Source organism: uncultured Nisaea sp. (assembly GCF_963974195.1).
Taxonomy (GTDB): domain Bacteria; phylum Pseudomonadota; class Alphaproteobacteria; order Thalassobaculales; family Thalassobaculaceae; genus Nisaea.
The window spans coordinates 1-16,710 of record NZ_CAXBDC010000099.1 but is presented as its reverse complement, the minus strand read 5'-3'; the positions used below and the strand labels follow the sequence as shown (position 1 = coordinate 16,710).

Annotated in this window: 17 protein-coding genes, 1 pseudogene and 1 riboswitch; of the genes and pseudogenes, 12 read left to right on the top strand and 6 right to left on the bottom strand. The window is 60.0% G+C overall.

The genetic code is table 11. From position 1 onward, the window contains the following. Positions 1 to 213 (top strand): annotated as a pseudogene (locus AAC126_RS17980) (adenylosuccinate lyase); the annotation flags it as partial. A 77-nt stretch (positions 214 to 290) separates the two neighbouring features. Here the strand turns inward: AAC126_RS17980 and AAC126_RS17975 are convergent. Beyond that, positions 291 to 617 (bottom strand): DUF1476 domain-containing protein, encoded by a 327-nt coding sequence (locus AAC126_RS17975; RefSeq protein WP_339855871.1) that lies wholly within the window; start codon positions 615 to 617, stop codon positions 291 to 293. A gap of 197 nt (positions 618 to 814) precedes the next feature. Here AAC126_RS17975 and AAC126_RS17970 point away from each other — a divergent pair, with 197 nt between their 5' ends. The 4 genes from AAC126_RS17970 to thiC all read left to right on the top strand — a co-directional run bounded on the left by AAC126_RS17970 (position 815) and on the right by thiC (position 5,771). Further along, positions 815 to 1,570: an NRDE family protein gene (locus AAC126_RS17970; protein ID WP_339855869.1), complete on the top strand. Its 756-nt coding sequence runs from the start codon at positions 815 to 817 to the stop codon at positions 1,568 to 1,570. Positions 1,571 to 1,574: 4 nt separating this feature from the next. After that, a complete protein-coding gene (locus tag AAC126_RS17965; protein ID WP_339855867.1) occupies positions 1,575 to 2,294 on the top strand; it encodes a TetR family transcriptional regulator in 720 nt (239 codons plus the stop codon). 77 nt (positions 2,295 to 2,371) lie between these two features. Beyond that, on the top strand, positions 2,372 to 3,751 hold the full coding sequence (locus AAC126_RS17960; protein WP_339855865.1) for an aminotransferase class III-fold pyridoxal phosphate-dependent enzyme: 1,380 nt from the start codon (positions 2,372 to 2,374) through the stop codon (positions 3,749 to 3,751). A gap of 34 nt (positions 3,752 to 3,785) precedes the next feature. Then, positions 3,786 to 3,885: riboswitch (TPP riboswitch) on the top strand. Positions 3,886 to 3,962: 77 nt separating this feature from the next. Beyond that, positions 3,963 to 5,771 carry a phosphomethylpyrimidine synthase ThiC gene (gene thiC / locus AAC126_RS17955; RefSeq protein ID WP_339855863.1) on the top strand — a complete coding sequence of 603 codons (1,809 nt, stop codon included), beginning with the start codon at positions 3,963 to 3,965 and terminating at the stop codon, positions 5,769 to 5,771. An 86-nt stretch (positions 5,772 to 5,857) separates the two neighbouring features. Here the strand turns inward: thiC and AAC126_RS17950 are convergent, their stop codons facing one another. Further along, positions 5,858 to 7,360: a PAS domain-containing methyl-accepting chemotaxis protein gene (locus tag AAC126_RS17950; protein WP_339855861.1), complete on the bottom strand. Its 1,503-nt coding sequence runs from the start codon at positions 7,358 to 7,360 to the stop codon at positions 5,858 to 5,860. Between the two features lie 303 nt (positions 7,361 to 7,663). Here AAC126_RS17950 and purC point away from each other — a divergent pair, with 303 nt between their 5' ends. Genes purC through AAC126_RS17935 form a run of 3 tightly spaced genes read left to right on the top strand, consistent with a single transcriptional unit; the run spans position 7,664 to position 9,189 of the window. After that, positions 7,664 to 8,428, top strand: a complete 765-nt coding sequence (purC, locus tag AAC126_RS17945; RefSeq protein ID WP_339855859.1) for a phosphoribosylaminoimidazolesuccinocarboxamide synthase — start codon at positions 7,664 to 7,666, stop codon at positions 8,426 to 8,428. A gap of 41 nt (positions 8,429 to 8,469) precedes the next feature. Next, positions 8,470 to 8,712, top strand: coding sequence for a phosphoribosylformylglycinamidine synthase subunit PurS (gene purS, locus AAC126_RS17940; RefSeq protein ID WP_339855857.1), 243 nt, complete (start codon positions 8,470 to 8,472; stop codon positions 8,710 to 8,712). 9 nt (positions 8,713 to 8,721) lie between these two features. Then, positions 8,722 to 9,189 (top strand): GNAT family N-acetyltransferase, encoded by a 468-nt coding sequence (locus AAC126_RS17935; RefSeq protein ID WP_339855855.1) that lies wholly within the window; start codon positions 8,722 to 8,724, stop codon positions 9,187 to 9,189. Here the strand turns inward: AAC126_RS17935 and AAC126_RS17930 are convergent. Both AAC126_RS17930 and AAC126_RS17925 read right to left on the bottom strand, forming a co-directional pair. Beyond that, positions 9,186 to 9,749: a manganese efflux pump gene (locus tag AAC126_RS17930; protein ID WP_339855853.1), complete on the bottom strand. Its 564-nt coding sequence runs from the start codon at positions 9,747 to 9,749 to the stop codon at positions 9,186 to 9,188. The two genes, AAC126_RS17935 and AAC126_RS17930, sit on opposite strands and share 4 nt — an antisense overlap. A 239-nt stretch (positions 9,750 to 9,988) precedes the next feature. Beyond that, positions 9,989 to 11,332, bottom strand: coding sequence for a diguanylate cyclase (locus tag AAC126_RS17925; protein ID WP_339855851.1), 1,344 nt, complete (start codon positions 11,330 to 11,332; stop codon positions 9,989 to 9,991). Positions 11,333 to 11,614: 282 nt separating this feature from the next. Here AAC126_RS17925 and purQ point away from each other — a divergent pair, with 282 nt between their 5' ends. The 4 genes from purQ to grxD are packed head-to-tail and all read left to right on the top strand — an operon-like array spanning position 11,615 to position 15,195. Further along, positions 11,615 to 12,304: a phosphoribosylformylglycinamidine synthase subunit PurQ gene (gene purQ, locus AAC126_RS17920; RefSeq protein WP_339855849.1), complete on the top strand. Its 690-nt coding sequence runs from the start codon at positions 11,615 to 11,617 to the stop codon at positions 12,302 to 12,304. Next, entirely contained in the window at positions 12,301 to 14,511 is a 2,211-nt protein-coding gene (purL, locus tag AAC126_RS17915; protein WP_339855847.1) for a phosphoribosylformylglycinamidine synthase subunit PurL, read from the top strand. The genes purQ and purL overlap by 4 nt, the downstream gene beginning before the upstream one ends. A gap of 45 nt (positions 14,512 to 14,556) precedes the next feature. Further along, on the top strand, positions 14,557 to 14,790 hold the full coding sequence (locus tag AAC126_RS17910; protein WP_028465332.1) for a BolA family transcriptional regulator: 234 nt from the start codon (positions 14,557 to 14,559) through the stop codon (positions 14,788 to 14,790). 57 nt (positions 14,791 to 14,847) lie between these two features. Then, positions 14,848 to 15,195: a Grx4 family monothiol glutaredoxin gene (gene grxD / locus AAC126_RS17905; protein WP_339855844.1), complete on the top strand. Its 348-nt coding sequence runs from the start codon at positions 14,848 to 14,850 to the stop codon at positions 15,193 to 15,195. Positions 15,196 to 15,345: 150 nt separating this feature from the next. Here the strand turns inward: grxD and AAC126_RS17900 are convergent, their stop codons facing one another. Beyond that, positions 15,346 to 15,726 (bottom strand): hypothetical protein, encoded by a 381-nt coding sequence (locus AAC126_RS17900; RefSeq protein WP_339855842.1) that lies wholly within the window; start codon positions 15,724 to 15,726, stop codon positions 15,346 to 15,348. Positions 15,727 to 15,991: 265 nt separating this feature from the next. Beyond that, positions 15,992 to 16,710: DMT family transporter (locus AAC126_RS17895; RefSeq protein ID WP_339855840.1), on the bottom strand; the 719-nt coding region annotated here is incomplete at its 5' end.

Sequence of the window (16,710 nt, the reverse complement as noted above, 5' to 3'; positions counted from 1 at the left end):
CAGGCCGGCATGAGCCGGGAAGACGCCTATCAGGCCGTACAGCGCAACGCGATGCCGGTCTGGCTGGAGGGCAAGGACTTCCTGACCCTGCTGAAGGCTGACGGTGCAGTGACCGCGCTGCTCGACGCTGCTGCGCTCGAATCCCTGTTCGATCTCGGCTACCACACCAAACATGTGGACACGATCTTCAACCGGGTGTTCGGCGAGAGCTAAACGCTCCCGGCCTGGACAAAAAAACGGCGCCTCAACGGGCGCCGTTTTCATTTGTGCTGTCTGAGACGCGGGGCTTATCAGCCCTCGGTCTTGAGCTGCTCCAACGCAATCGCCATGAACTCATCGAGCTTATGGCGAATGCGGTGTTCGGAAAGATCGGCACCGGTGCCTTCGACGCTCTTCAGAACGAATTCGACGACATCGTCGACGCCCGGCTTTTCCATATCGGCCACAACAACTTCCTTGGCATAGGCAGCCGCTTCGTCACCGGTCTTGCCGAGAAACTCCTCGGCGACCCAGAGGCCGAACAGTTTGTTACGGCGAGCGCTGGCCTTGAAGCCAAGCTCGGCGTCATGCGCGAATTTTGCTTCTTCACCTTTTTGGCGTTTGTCGAAACCTGACATTGGTTGAGTACCCCTTCGTCTCTTTCCCGTACTGACCACCAAACCAACTAATCATCGAACTTCGGCATGGCGCAGAATCCTGAATGCGGCGGCAATCTATCAGGCGCGGCATGTTCTGTTAAAGGGCAGATTGCCGCAATTCCGACGCTTGTCAAAAAATGTTTCGGTGATCGGTTGCCCGGCGTAGGGTCTCGGCCATGTGTACTCTCGTTATCCTTCGCCGCCCTGGCCATGACTGGCCTGTCCTGATCGCCGCGAACCGGGATGAAATGCAATCCCGATCCTGGAAGGCTCCAGCCCGGCACTGGCCCGACCGGCCGCATGTCGTCGCCGGTCTCGACGAGCTGAGCCGGGGCTCCTGGCTCGGCGTGAACGATCACGGCCTCGCCGCCGGCATCCTGAACCGTCAGGGCTCACTCGGTCCCGCGGACGGGAAACGCTCTCGGGGCGAAGTCGTGCTTGAAGCGCTGGACCATGCCGAGGCCGAAGCCGCCGCCAAGGCGCTTGGTGAGCTGGACGGCACCAGCTACCGCAGCTTCAACATGCTGATCGCCGATGCGGAAAAGGCTTACTGGCTCCGCAATGAAGCAACGGAAGACGGCGAAATCGATATTTTCGAGATCCCCGAAGGGGTCTCGGTTTTCACGGCATACGACGTCAATGATCCGGACAGCCCCCGCGTGCGGCGGGCCCTGCCGCGCTTCCGCATCGCGGACGTGCCGGATCCGGAGGGTGACGACTGGGCTGGCTGGGAGAGGTTGCTCGCCGACCGGACACGTGCGGTCTCGGGTGAATATGGCTCCGCGCTCAATCTCGATAACGGCGCCGGATTCGCCACCGTATCCTCATCCCTGATTGCCTTGCCGAGCGACCCGGGCCGCAATCCGGTCTGGCGTTTCGCCCCCGGCCGACCGGACGAATCCGAATTCTCCCCTGTCGATCTGTCGGACTAAACCGGTGACCCAGGAGAAACCCGCCAAACGCAAACCGAAGAGCGCGCCACTATCGAGCGATGCCATCATTGCGGCCGCCATCGATTTGCTGGACCGGGAGGGGCTGGATAATTTCTCCATCCGCAACATCGCCAAGGCGCTCGGCGTCTATCCCACAGCGCTCTATTGGCATGTGCCGAACCGCCATCACCTGATTGCCCGACTGATCGCCTCCCTGTTTGCCGATGTGCTGCCCGAGCCTGATCCGGACTGGCAGGTCTGGCTGAAGGCCCTGTTCCGGCGCTACCGGGACGTGGTGCGCGCGCATCCGAACATATCCCCCCTGATCGGCGGCCATCTGGTCTCCAGCGCCAGCGTCGACCTGAATCTGGTTGAAGGCATTCTTGCCACCCTCGCCCGGGCCGGGTTCGCGGGTGAGGATCTGGTCGCCGCTTATAACGCCGTGATTACCGGCCTGTGTGGCTATGCCACCCAGGAATTCGCCCATGTCTTCCCCGACCCGGACGGCGATCTGGAAGCCTCCCTCACGGCCAGCGTCGAAGAAGCAGACCCCGCGCTTTACCCGACCCTCGCCGCCGAACGTCACCGCTTGCTGAACAGGGCTCTGGTGCTGCGCTGGCAGAACGGAACCGAGGCCTCCCTGGAGCCGGGTTTCGAGATGTTCACGGACGCCTTGATCGCAGGCCTGGCGCAAAAAGCCAAACACGCCAACACTCCCGAATAGCTTCTATTGTACGCCGTACAATAATGTGATTTCCTCCAACCCGGAGCATGATCCACATTCACTATCGGGAGCGGACAGTGGCGGCTGAACTCAACAAAACCGGCGGAACATTCGGCACTCATGGCGGGCCGATCGACGTTTTCTATACGCCGGACGGCGGCAAGCGCCATCCGGTGGTCTCCCATGGCAAGGGCGCCTGGATCTGGGATACGGACGGGCGGCAATATCTTGATGCCTGCTGCGGGCCGGTGGCGACCAATATCGGCCACGGCAACGAACGCGTCATCGCCGCCATGATGGATCAGGCGCAGAAGATCTGTTTCGCCGGGAAGCCGCATTTCGAGAACCAGCCCAATATCGACCTCGCCGATCTGGTGACAAAGCATGCCGGGCCGGGCTTCGAGCGCGCTTTCATCTGCTCCGGCGGATCGGAAGCGAACGAAGCCGCCATCAAGCTGGCGCGGCAATACGCAATCACTCGGGGAGAGACCGCGCGCTGCAAGGTGCTGGGCCGCGATCCCGGCTATCACGGCTCCACCCTCGGCGCCGCCGCGATCAGCGGTGACCCGGCCTCCGAAGCGGTGTTCTCCGGCATGATGCGGGTGATGCCGAAAGTCCCCGCGCCCTTCAACTACCGGCTGCCGGACAATCACGACGCCGACAGCTATGCCCGGCATGCAGCCGCCATGCTGGAGGCGGCCATCCTCGACGAAGGCCCGGAAACGGTGCTGGCCTTCATCATGGAGCCGGTCGGCGGCCTTGCCACTGGCGCGCTGGTGGCGCCCGATCACTATTACAAAGCCGTGCGGGACATCTGCACCAGACACGGCGTTCTGCTTATCTATGACGAGGTGATGTGCGGCGCCGGGCGCACCGGCACTTTCCTCTGTGCCGAGCACTGGCCGGATGCGAAACCGGACATGATCACCCTGGCCAAGGGTATCGCGGCCGGCTATACGCCGCTCGGCCTGGTGCTGGCACCGGCAACCATGGTCGATGCCGTCACCCGCGCCGGCGGCTTCATGCATGGCCATACCTATGTCGCCAATCCGCTGAGCTGCGCCGTCGGCCATGCCGTGGTGAGTGAGCTGATCGATAACGATCTGATGGCCAATGCGACGAAGATGGGCCAGCGCCTGCGGGCCGGGCTGCGCGACTTGCAGACCCGCAGCGGCATTCTCGGCGACGTGCGTGGCCTCGGCCTGCTGAACGCCATCGAGATTGTCCGGGACAAGGAAACCAAGGAAATCCTGCCCGCCACCCTGAAGGCAGTCTACCGCCTGATCGAGATCGGCATGCAGCATGGCCTGCTGCTCTATTCCCGGCGCACGGCGGACGGCAAATATGGCGAGTGGCTGATGGTCACCCCGCCCCTCACCGTCACCGAAGACGAGGTGGACGAAATCGTCATCCGCCTCGGCAAGACTCTCGCCACCTTCGAGAGCGAGCTGGATTAACCCTTTTCATCGGGATGGTTCCCGCCTAGGCTTTGCGTATTCCAAGGGGTGCCCGTACGGGCTGAGAGGCATTGCGCCGACCCTTCGAACCTGATCCGGGTTATGCCGGCGTAGGGATGGAAACGCGTTACCGCTCTTGCAGTCATACGCACCCCATTTATCCTGAAGCCTCCCCGGATCTCTGTGCAACCGACTGCAAGGGATCCATCTGATGAACAAGCACTCCCCCATCGCCGCCGTCACCACGGGACCGCTACCGGCCTCGCGCAAGATCTATGTGCCCGGCAGCATCCACCCCGATATCCGCGTACCGATGCGCGAAATCGCCGTGCACCCGTCCGCCGGAGAGCCGCCGGTGACGGTCTATGACCCGTCCGGCCCCTATACCGACGCCGACGCGCATATCGATATCGAGGCTGGGCTGCCCGCATTGCGCCGGGACTGGATCATGGCCCGCGGCGATGTCGAGACCTATCAGGGCCGTGTCGTGAAGCCGGAAGATAACGGCAATGTCGGCGACGCCAATCTGGTGACGGAGTTCGGCGCGGTCCAGCCACCGCTGCGCGCCAAAGCGGGAAAGCGTCCGACCCAGCTTGCCTATGCCAGGGCCGGTATCGTGACGGCGGAAATGGAATTCGTCGCTATCCGCGAGAACCAGCTCCGTGAAGAGCTGAAACAGACCGCGCGGGACGGCGAGGATTTCGGCGCCGCCATCCCCGACGTCGTGACACCCGAATTCGTGCGGGACGAGATAGCCCGTGGCCGGGCCATCATCCCGGCGAACATCAACCATCCGGAAACCGAGCCCATGGCCATCGGGCGGAACTTCCTGGTCAAGGTGAACGCCAATATCGGCAATTCCGCCGTTACCTCCTCCGTCGCGGACGAGATCGACAAGATGGTCTGGGCCATCCGCTGGGGCGCGGACACGGTGATGGATCTCTCCACCGGGCGGAACATCCACAATATCCGCGAATGGATCATCAGGAACTCGCCCGTCCCGATCGGCACCGTGCCGCTTTATCAGGCGCTGGAGAAGGTCGACGGCATTCCGGAAGCGCTGACCTGGGAGGTCTATCGCGACACGCTGATCGAGCAATGTGAACAGGGTGTCGATTACTTCACCATCCATGCCGGCGTCCGCCTTCCCTTCATCCCGCTCACCGTGGACCGGGTTACCGGGATCGTCAGCCGGGGCGGCTCGATCATGGCGAAATGGTGCCTGGCCCATCACAAGGAGAGCTTCCTCTACGAGAATTTCGAGGAAATCTGCGAGATCATGGCCGCCTATGACGTTTCCTTCTCGCTCGGGGACGGGCTCAGACCGGGCTCCATTGCGGACGCCAACGACAAGGCACAGTTCGCCGAACTGGAGACGCTGGGACAGCTCACCAAGATCGCCTGGAAGCATGACGTTCAGGTGATGATCGAAGGCCCGGGTCATGTGCCGATGCACAAGATCAAGGAGAACATGGACAAGCAGCTGGAGGTCTGCGACGAGGCCCCGTTCTATACGCTTGGCCCGCTGACCACCGATATTGCACCGGGTTACGATCACATCACCAGCGGCATCGGCGCCGCCATGATCGGCTGGTTCGGCTGCGCCATGCTGTGCTACGTGACGCCGAAGGAGCATCTCGGCCTGCCGGACCGGGACGACGTGAAGACCGGCGTGATCACCTACCGCATCGCCGCCCACGCAGCGGACCTGGCGAAAGGCCATCCCGGGGCGCAACGGCGGGACGATGCGCTGTCACGGGCGCGCTTCGATTTCCGCTGGGAGGATCAGTTCAATCTGTCTCTCGACCCGGAAACCGCGCGTGATTTCCATGACCAGACCCTGCCGAAGGAAGCGCACAAGACAGTGCATTTCTGCTCCATGTGCGGGCCGAAATTCTGCTCCATGCGGATCTCGCACGAGCTGAAGGACGAGGCGAAACAGGGCATGGAAACCATGGCCGAGCTGTTCCGTGACAAGGGAAGCGAGATCTATCAGGCACCGGAAAGCAAAAGCGTCTGAGGAGCACCAGCACCAGACAAAAAACCGGCCCTGGATATCCAGGGCCGGTTTTTCATTTGCATCGCAGTCCGCAGACGGCATGCAGATTACATTGAGCGCACCTTTTCAAGGAAGACATCCACCTGCCCGTTCAGGTCCTGGGCTTGGGAAGAGAGGTTGCCGGCAACACCAAGGACATTCTGAGCCGACTGCCCGCTTTCATCGGCGGCTTGTGTCACGCCATTGATGTTTTGGGAAACCTCCCGCGTTGCCGCGGCCTGCTCCTCAACGGCGCTTGAAATGGTTGTCCCGATTTCGTTCACCTTGCTGATGATCTGGGCAATTTCACCGATCGAGCCTGCCGTGGTCTGGCTGGTTTCCTGGATTTCCTTGATTTGCAAACCGATCTCCTCGGTCGCCTTGGCCGTCTGGGTAGCAAGGCTTTTCACCTCGGATGCCACAACGGCAAAGCCTTTACCGGCTTCACCTGCGCGGGCCGCTTCGATCGTCGCATTCAGGGCCAGCAGGTTTGTCTGCTCCGCAATATCCGCAATGATCTTCGTGATCTCGCCGACCTTCTGCGCTGCCGTCAAAAGGTCCGCCACCATCTTTTCCGATTTGCTGGCCGCATCCACGGCAGAGCCGACAGCCTGGGTGGATTCAGAAATCTGTCGGGCAATCTCGTCAACGGACGCGGAAAGCTGTTCGGTCGCCGCGGAAACCGTGGAAGCCTGCTGGCGGCCCTGCTCCGCATTCGCGGCCAGTGTCTGCGCTGTAGTTTCCATTTCCGCCGCCGACATGGAAACGGTTTCCACCGTTCGCTTCACACCCTGCTCGAACTCGTTGGCCAGCCGCGCATTCTCGTCCTTCCGCCCCGTAATGTCGGTGGCGAATTTCACGACCTTGATCGGGTTACCGCTCGGATCGAGAATCGGATTGTACGAAGCCTCGATCCAGACTTCCCTGCCACCCTTGCCGAGACGTTTGTACTGACCGGCCTGGAATTCTCCGTGCCGCAGCTTGTTCCAGAAGGCTTCATAGTCCGCGCCTGCCTTTTCCGCAGGTTCGACCAGCATGCTGTGATGCTTGCCCACGATCTCGTCGAGGCGATAACCAACCGTGTCCAGGAAGTTTTTATTAGCCGTGAGAATCGTACCGTCGAGTGCAAACTCGATCACGGCAAGAGAACGCCCGATGGCCTCTACTTTCCCGTAGGCTTCTACGTTTTCCAGCGTCTTCGTCGTGATATCCGTCGCGTATTTAACGATCCGGAAGGGAACACCCCGCGCATTCAGCAGCGGGTTATAGGAAGCTTCGATCCAGATCTCGCGACCGCCCTTGCTGATCCGCTTGAACTGCGCCTGCTGGAATTCACCAGCGGCGAGTTTCTTCCAGAATTCTTTGTATTCTGCACTGTTCCGGTATTCCGGCTCGACAAACATACTGTGGTGCTTGCCCACGACTTCTTCGAGCCGGTATCCCATCGTCTTCAGGAAATTCTCGTTCGCGGTCAGAATCGTGCCATCTGTCTTGAATTCGATAATGGCCTGGGATTTATCCAAGGCGGCGAGTTTGGCCGCGAGGCTTCCACCAAAGAGCGTAATCGACATGCCGTTAAATCCTTATAAACCAGCTATTAACCCTAGATCCAAGTGTCTTTTTCTGTCCGTTTCCTACGGCTGAAACTTGATATTGGATTACAAATCACATAATTCACTACTCATGTATTAATATTCGAATTTCTGTGAATAGTAGCTGAAGACAGGCGTTTCAAAGGAAGACTGCCATACCCGCTTCCCTGATTGTGTTTGTCTGGCCTTATGGTTATATGGAGCGCGTATATCCTGCCGCTCCGGTGTGCAGGCTGTCTGCATTCCGGAAACTGACCGCCAGTCATACAGGCGGGGAACCCCATGGCACGACGCAGAAAAGTTTACGAAGGTAAGGCAAAGGTCCTTTATGAAGGTCCCGAGCCCGGCACCCTGATCCAGTATTTTAAAGATGACGCCACCGCTTTCAATGCGGAAAAGCAGGGCATCATTACCGGCAAGGGCGTGCTGAATAACCGCATCAGCGAATATCTGATGACCCGCCTTTCCGAAATCGGTATCCCGACGCATTTCATGCGCCGCCTCAACATGCGCGAGCAGCTTGTGCGCGAAGTCGAGATCATTCCGATCGAGGTCGTGATCCGCAATGTCGCCGCGGGATCCATCGCCAAACGATTCGGGCTTGAGGAAGGCACTCCCCTGCCGCGTTCGATCATCGAGTATTTTTACAAATCCGATGAGCTTGGCGATCCGATCATCTCCGAAGAGCACATCACCTCTTTCGGCTGGGCCACCCCGCAGGACATTGACGACATCATGGCCCTGTCGCTCAGGGTGAATGACTTCCTTTCAGGTCTGTTTATCGGTGTCGGCCTGCGTCTGGTCGATTTCAAACTCGAATTCGGCCGGCTCTATACCGAAGACACGCTGCAGATCGTCCTTGCCGACGAAATCAGCCCGGATAATTGCCGGCTGTGGGACTCGGAAACGAATGAGAAGCTGGACAAGGACCGGTTCCGTCAGGATCTCGGCGGTGTCCGCGAGGCCTATCAGGAAGTTGCGCGCCGTCTTGGCGTACTGCCAGAAGCCGGCCCAATGGACCTCAAGGGTCCGAAAGCCATCCAGTAAACAAGCCTAACAGGCATAATGGTCCAAGTAATGGTGAGAGCATGAAAGCCACTGTCCATGTCACGCTGAAAAACGGCGTTCTCGATCCGCAAGGCAAAGCCATCGAGCATGCGCTCGGTGCGCTTGGCTTCAATGGAGTCAATCAGGTGCGCCAGGGCAAGTTCCTGGAACTTGATCTGAGCGAAACCGATAAGGACAAAGCACGGGCGCAAGTCACGGACATGTGCGAAAAGCTGCTGTCCAACACCGTTATCGAAAACTATACGGTCGAGATCGAGGATTAAGGGCATCTCGTGAGCGCCCTCCGCCTGATCCGCCTTGCCGACGCCCCGCATCAGCTTGAAACCATTGCGATATGGAATCATGCGGAATGGGGTGCGGCACAGGGCTACACGCGCGAAGATTCGGCCGCCTGGTTCCGGGAAATGCTGCGAAACCCGAGTGAGGAATGCGTCATGGCTGAACGTGACGGCAGCATCCTCGGCATGGCGTCCCTCGTCGATCACGACCTTGATCAGCGCCCCGATCTGGTGCATTGGCTGGCCAGCGTCTATGTCCTGCCGGAACATCGCGGCCACGGCATAGCCGGAAAGCTCGTGAGGGCGGTGGAACAGGAAGCCGAAGCGCGCGGCATCTCCCGGCTTCACCTCTACACAAATACCGCCGAATCCCTCTACACCCGGCTTGGCTGGACCATCTCGGAGCGCTTCAGCAAGAAGGGCAAGGAGTTCACCCTGATGGTGAAGGATCTGTCATCCTAGAGCGCCGACAGATGCTCGATCAGGATCGACGTGCCGAGGCCTATCAGAGCTAAGCCGCCAAATGTCTCGATCACCCGCCCGAAACGGCGGCTGAGGAACCGGCCGGCGAGAATTCCGGTCGAACTCATGACCATGGTCGCCAAGCCGATCGCCAGTGCGATAACGACGATATTTACCTCCAGAAAAGCCAGGGACACGCCAACCGCCATCGCGTCTATCGATGTGCCAATGGCCGTTCCGACGATGGCCCAGTGTGAGGCTGGCTGTGCCTCATCCTCCTCACTGCGCGGGCCGACAGCCTGCAGGATCATGTGAGCGCCTACGGCAAAAAGCAGACCAAACGCGATCCAGTGGTCCACTGCCTGAACGAACTGGCTGGTGGCAACGCCCATCGCCCAGCCGATCACCGGCGTGATTGCTTCAACAGTGCCGAATATCGCGCCGGTTTTCAGCGCCCGGCCAAAACTCGGCCGGTGCGAAGCCGCACCCTTTCCAAGCGACGCGATGAACGCATCCACGGACATGCTGACGGCAAGAATACCGATAGAAAGCGGAGACATCTGAATTTCCCGAGGGCGGATCCGGACGATTTATGGATTCCGCCCGCAGAATCCGATCGCCACGGTCTCGCAAGGCCTTGAAGGCTGGACACACCACGCGGAAGATCTCCGCGAGCCTGTTGACATGCCCCCGCCGAACATGGCGGTCGCTACTCCCCGAGCCACAGCAGATAGCAACGGAGCCCCGGGCAATCAAGCAAACAGTCTGTGAAAAGCGGCCGGGCCGCCAACTTGCACCATCAGGCTATCGAATAACGGTTCTTGCCGTTCTTCTTCGCGTCATACATGGCTTTATCCGCACGCTTTATAAGCGATTCCGGTGTGTCCGAAGCACCGTTGAAAAAGGCGATCCCCACACTGGCCCCGATATTCGTGCCGCCTTCATCGAACTTGAATTCATCGGCGAAACTGCTCAGCAGCCGATCCGCCAGCGGCACCACCACATCGCGGAACCCTAATCCCGTCAGCAGAATCAGGAATTCGTCGCCGCCGATCCGGGATACCGTATCCACCTCACGAAAACACCCGCTCATACGCTGTGCGGCTTCCTTCAGAACCTGGTCCCCCGCATCGTGACCATAGGTATCGTTGACCGGCTTGAAGCCATCCAGGTCGACATAGAAAACCGCCATCAGGGTCTGGCTGCGCGCGGCCTGCGCCATGGCCTGTTGCAACCGGTCGTGACAAAGTCGCAGCGTTGGCAGTCCCGTCAGACTGTCATGATTGGCCAACTCCGCCATTTTCTTCTCGGACTCGGCAAGTCGCACCGCCAGCGTTTCAAGCTCTCCGGCCTGCCGCGCCATCCGCTCTTCACGATCCCGCAATTCGAGGACCTGCATCTCCAGCTCCTCGCGGCTGCGCATCTGGCTCCGCTCGAGCTCCACCCGGTCGGTGATTTCATAGACCCAGCCGAGAACACATTCCTCGCCGTGATAGGAAAACGATCGGCAGGAAATCAGCGCCCAAAAGTGATGACCGTCTTTTCTGACCAGTTCCACCTCTTCATTTTCAACAGCACCGGCTTTTGTCATTTTCTCGATAATCCGGCTGCGAATGGCCGGATCGGCATAATGGTCTCCCGCTTGCGTGCGCTGGAGTTCCGCCTCGGACAGTCCAAGCAGCTCGCAGATTTTTTTATTGCAGTACCGCCGGCGCCCATCCTGCCCGACAATATTCACCCCAACGGGACTATTATCGAGAATTTGCTCAATATGGCGCTCCTGCAAGCGGCGCACCTTTTCAGGCAAAGTTTGTTCGGGGGTATCCTTGAAGCTGAAGAGGTAACCGATCCTCTCGATTGGCTGCCCACGCACCTCGCAGACCGCATCGCCGGAGCCGATTCTCTGGTAATCGAATGCCCTTCGAGCGCTGACGGCCTCGCACAGAGCACCGGACCAGCCACCCGCGTCGTCATGCGCTCCGTCGAGCATGGCAAAAAGCACATCCATAGACAGGCCGACCGGAGAGCCGTTCAGCATCGGCCCGAAAAGCCTCATGAAAGGGGGATTGGCGGCGCGGACTTTCTGATGCTCATCCACCAGCAACACACCATGATCCATGGCGTTGAGAATCGTTTCAATCAAAGCGGTACTATCCGCATAATCGACGTCGATTTTCTCCAGCAAAACCGCCCCCGTCTTTCACCAGCACTTACTTCTGTTACGTCCGCTGGTTGCTGCACTCTATTATTCGGGTTTCGCGAAAATCAACCTATTACGTACAATCAGGGACGATGCACCCCTCGCGTAGAAAAGGCTGAAAAAGCTTCACCAGCCATCGGCATGCCTGTGTCCCGGCTTGCACTTCAGCGCGGCCTCCCGTACTTTCCGCCGCGCCGATCCAGCCCCAAATAAGAGGCCCCTGCGTTGAAATCAGCGATCATCGTCTTCCCAGGCACGAACAGAGAGCGCGACATGGCGATCGCGCTCGAAAAAGCGAGCGGCACGGCGCCGTTCATGGTGTGGCACAAAGACAGCGAAATCCCGGATGTGGACCTGATCGTGGTTCCCGGCGGTTTCTCTTACGGCGACTATCTGCGCGCCGGTGCCATGGCCGCCCATTCTCCCGTGCTGCGCAGCCTGAAGGAAAAGGCGAACAAGGGCACGCCGGTGATGGGCGTATGCAACGGCTTCCAGGTGCTGACAGAAACCGGCCTGCTGCCGGGCGTGCTGATGCGCAATGCCGGCCTCAAGTTCATCTGCCGCAATGTCGGCCTGAAGGTCGAGACCAGCCAGTCTCTCTTCACCGGCGGCTATGAGGACGGGCAGGTGCTGTCGATCCCGGTGGCCCACAATGACGGCAACTATTTCGCCGACAATGAGACGCTGGACCGGATCGAACAGAACGGTCAGGTCGCGTTCCGCTATGTCGACGAAGACGGCGCGATGACCGAGGCCGGAAACCCGAACGGCTCCGCCCGCAACATCGCCGGCGTGTTCAACAAGGACAAGACGGTGCTCGGCTTCATGCCGCACCCGGAAAACGCAATAGACAGCGCTGTCGGCAATACCGACGGGCGCGGCCTCTTCGACGGACTGGTGAGGGCCCTCTCGTGAGCATTTCCAATACGGCTATCACCCCGGAAATCGTCGCCGAACACGGCCTTTCCGAAGACGAATATGCAAGCATCCTGAAGATCCTCGGCCGCGAGCCGAACATGACGGAACTTGGCGTTTTCTCTGCCATGTATTCCGAGCATTGTTCCTACAAGAGCTCGAAGAAATGGCTGAAGACGCTGCCGACAGAAGCGCCGCACGTCATCCAGGGTCCGGGCGAGAATGCCGGCGTGATCGATATCGGCGACGGCGAGGCTGCCGTCTTCAAGATCGAGAGCCACAACCACCCGAGCTTCATCGAGCCCTATCAGGGCGCGGCGACCGGCGTTGGCGGCATCCTGCGCGATGTCTTCACCATGGGCGCGCGGCCGATTGCCAACCTGAACGCCCTGCGTTTCGGCAGCCCGGATCATCCGAAGACCCGGCATCTGGTCGGTGGTGTGGTCGCCGGCATTGCCGGTTATGGCAACTGCATGGGCATTCCGACAGTCGCGGGTGAAGTGAACTTCCACCCGGCCTATAACGGCAACATCCTGGTCAACGCCATGACCGTCGGCCTCGCCCCGGCGGACCGGATCTTTTATTCGGCCGCAGCCGGTGCCGGAAACCCGGTGATCTATGTCGGCGCCAAGACCGGCCGCGACGGCATTCACGGCGCGACCATGTCCTCGACCGAGTTCAACGAAGATTCCGAAGAGAAGCGCCCCACGGTTCAGGTCGGCGATCCATTCACCGAAAAATTGCTGCTGGAAGCCTGCCTGGAGCTGATGGCGACCGATACCATCATCGCCATTCAGGATATGGGCGCTGCCGGCCTCACCTCTTCTGCCGTGGAAATGGCTGGCAAGGGTGGCCTCGGCATCGAGATGGACCTGGCCAAGGTTCCGGCCCGCGAAGAGAACATGACGCCCTATGAGCTAATGCTCTCCGAGAGCCAGGAGCGCATGCTGATCATCCTGAAGCCGGATGCGGCATCCGAGGCCGAGGCCCGGGCGATCTTCGACAAGTGGGAGCTGGACTTCGCCGTTATCGGTACGCTGACCACCACGGGCCATCTGGTTCTGAAGATGGGCGACGAGCTGGTCGGCGACATTCCGATCGCGCCGATGGTCGACGAATCCCCGGAATATGACCGCCCGTGGGAGCAGACACCCGCCGCCCCGATCGTCGACGCCGCGAGCGTTCCGGCACCCGCCAGCCTGACCGGGAAGCTGAAGGATCTGATCGGCAGCCCCGATCTCTGCAGCCGCCGCTGGGTCTGGGAGCAGTACGATCACCTGATCATGGGCGACACGGCGATCCGTCCCGGCGGCGATGCGGCCATGGTGCGTGTGCGCGACAGCAAGAAGGGCCTCGCCCTCACCGTCGACTGCACGCCGCGCTATGTGAAGGCCGATCCCGAGACCGGCGGTGCGCAGGCAGTTGCCGAGACCTGGCGGAATATCACCGCGACCGGCGCCAAGCCGCTTGCGATCACCAACAACATGAATTTCGGCAACCCGCAGAAGCCGCAGATCATGGGACAGTTCGTCGGTGCCATCAACGGCATGCGGGCGGCCTGCAACGCCCTCGACTACCCGGTCGTCTCCGGCAATGTCTCGCTCTACAACGAGACCGAAGGCGCCGCGATCCTGCCGACACCGGTGATCGGCGGCGTTGGCGTCATCGCCGACATCGAAAAGCGCGGCACGGTCGCCTTCAAGGCGGCTAACGAAGCGATTATCGTCATCGGCGAGACCACGGGTTGGCTCGGCCAGTCCATCTATCTCCGTGAAGTCGAAGGCCGCGAGGAAGGCGCTCCGCCGCCGGTCGATCTCGCGCTGGAGAAAAAGAACGGCGATTTCGTTCGCGGCCTGATCGAATCAGGCGCGGTGACGGCCTGTCACGATGTGTCCGACGGCGGTCTCGCCATCGCGCTCGCGGAAATGGCCCTCGGCGCAAAGGGACTCGGCGCGGATATTACGCCGGAAGACGGCATCGCCGCTCATGCCTGGGCCTTCGGCGAGGATCAGGCGCGCTATGTGGTCACCGCCAAGGACGCGGACGGGATTCTGAAAGCCGCGGCGGATGCCGGAGTTCCGGCGACCGTCATTGGCAAGACAACCGGCACTGGTGAATTGAAACTCGGCACCGGTGACTCCATATCCGTCTCAATGCTACGGTCCCAGTTCGAAGGATGGCTGCCGGACTACATGGCGGCCTCCTGAGAACGACACGACAAGAAACCCGAACGGGAACAAGGATAAGAACGCATGGCAATGGAAGCCGGAGAGATAGAACGCCTCATCAAGGAGACGTTCCCCGACGCCCAGGTCACGATTGAAGATTTGCGTGGGGATGGCGATCACTACGCCTGCCACGTACTGTCTACCGCCTTCGAGGGCAAGACGCGTATTCAGCAGCACCAGATGGTTTATGCGGCCCTACAGGGCCGGATGGGCAACGAGCTGCACGCCCTCGCCCTGCAGACCGGCACGCCGGCCTGAACGAACGAGCATTACCCCCTAACCCGACGGCACACGGACCCATGAAAGGACCACGCCATGCTTGACGAAAATACCCGCCAGAGAATCCAGGACGAAATCAGCGGCACGGATGTCGTTCTCTTCATGAAGGGCACGCCTGTCTTCCCGCAATGCGGCTTCTCCGCCGCCGTTGTCGGCGTGTTGAGCCATGTCGGCGTGAAATTCAAGGGCATCAACGTCCTTGAAGATCCGGCCGTGCGCGAAGGCATCAAGGAATTCTCCAACTGGCCGACCATTCCGCAGCTCTACGTGAAGAATGAGTTTGTCGGCGGCTGCGACATCATCCGCGAGATGTATGAAACCGGCGAACTGCTGGAAATGTTCAACAGCAAGGGCGTCGACGCGCAGATCAGCGCTGACGCTTAAGCTGATACCTTATTCATCCGTTTCCCGGACTTGATCCGGGATCTTGATAATCGAAGAGCGACTCTTTCGGCAGCAGGTCCCGGATCAAGTCCGGGAAACGGTGAGAATGAAAAAGGCCGGCGATAAGCCGGCCTTTTTCTATGCCCGTCCTCACTTGGTCGGGTCGCACGTGTCCTGCAGCAGCACCTGCTCGCCTTCGTGGATGCTGAGCACACGGTCACTTTCCTGGAAGCGGAGCGTCAGCACAGCGCCTTCACCCGGCTCCTTCGTTACCGTGCTCTGTTTGAAGTTGCAGAGGTAACCAACGAGGCCGAGGGCGACGGTCTCGAGCTTTCCATCGACCGGTGCCGAGGCAGCCCCCTTCTCGATCGATATGACATCACCGTCCTCGCCAATCCCAACCTGAAGGAAGGTGACGAGCGCGGTCGCGTTGACAATGCTATTCTTGTTGACGGGTAAATCAGCGGCCTGGCCCGACACACCGCCGACAAGAACGAGCGCCAACACACCTGGAACCACTTTCAGAAACATTCTCTTGCTCCCTTGCGCCACCGGACGGCCTCTGTTCGGCGACGACCCGGCAGACGCTTCATCAGCGTTTCATTTCCTTAGAAATGCCAGCCGCCAAGCTCGGGGTTTTTCCGCGTCATTTGCGGTCAGCGTCAAAATTATTACGCCGAAAAACAAAGACGCGGTAATTATTTTGGCTGCCAAGCAACACGAGAACGAGAGCAAGTCTTAAGTGACTTGAATACTTGCATGCAGGCCAGAAGCCGTCCGGATCACCGGTCGTTTTCTATACCTGCTTCACGCGTCGTGGACGAAACAGCCGGCCGTCGATGGCCAGCAGCCCGACCGCGATCAACCCCATCCCGGCAAAATGGCTCGGCGCCAGAGTCTCGCCAAGGAACGTCACGCCAAGCAGGATGGCGCTGACTGGCACAAGCAACGTGACCAGCAGCAGGTTCATCGCCCCTGCCCGCTTCAGCAGTTCGAAATACAGAATATAGGCAAAGGCCGTGCATAGCAGGGCCAGACCGATGAGTGCGGCGATGGTTGTTCCGCTCGGTACGGGCAAGGTCCAGGGCTTATCGACGAGGATCACAGCCGGTATCATCAGAATGGTGGACGCCGTCACCTGACCCGCCGCGGTTTGAGCGGGCTTGACGCCCATCCCCTTGAAGCGTCTCCCGAAAACACCGCCACAGGCATAACTCAGTGCCGCTCCCAGAAGCGCGAGCTGGCCGATAAGCGTGCCGGAGAACCCTTCCAGCACATCATCACCGATCATCAACGCAACACCACCAAAACCAAACACCACGCCAAACACGCGCAGTGGGGTGATGCGTTCATCGTCGGTCATGAAATGCGCCACCAGAACCCCGAAGATCGGCGTGGCGGCGAGGAAGATCGAGGCAAGGCCGCTGGCGATCTGGGTCTGGCCGAAGACAATCAGGGAAAACGGCACGGCATTGTTCAGCAAGCCCATGAACAGGAATGCCCGCAGGATCTTCC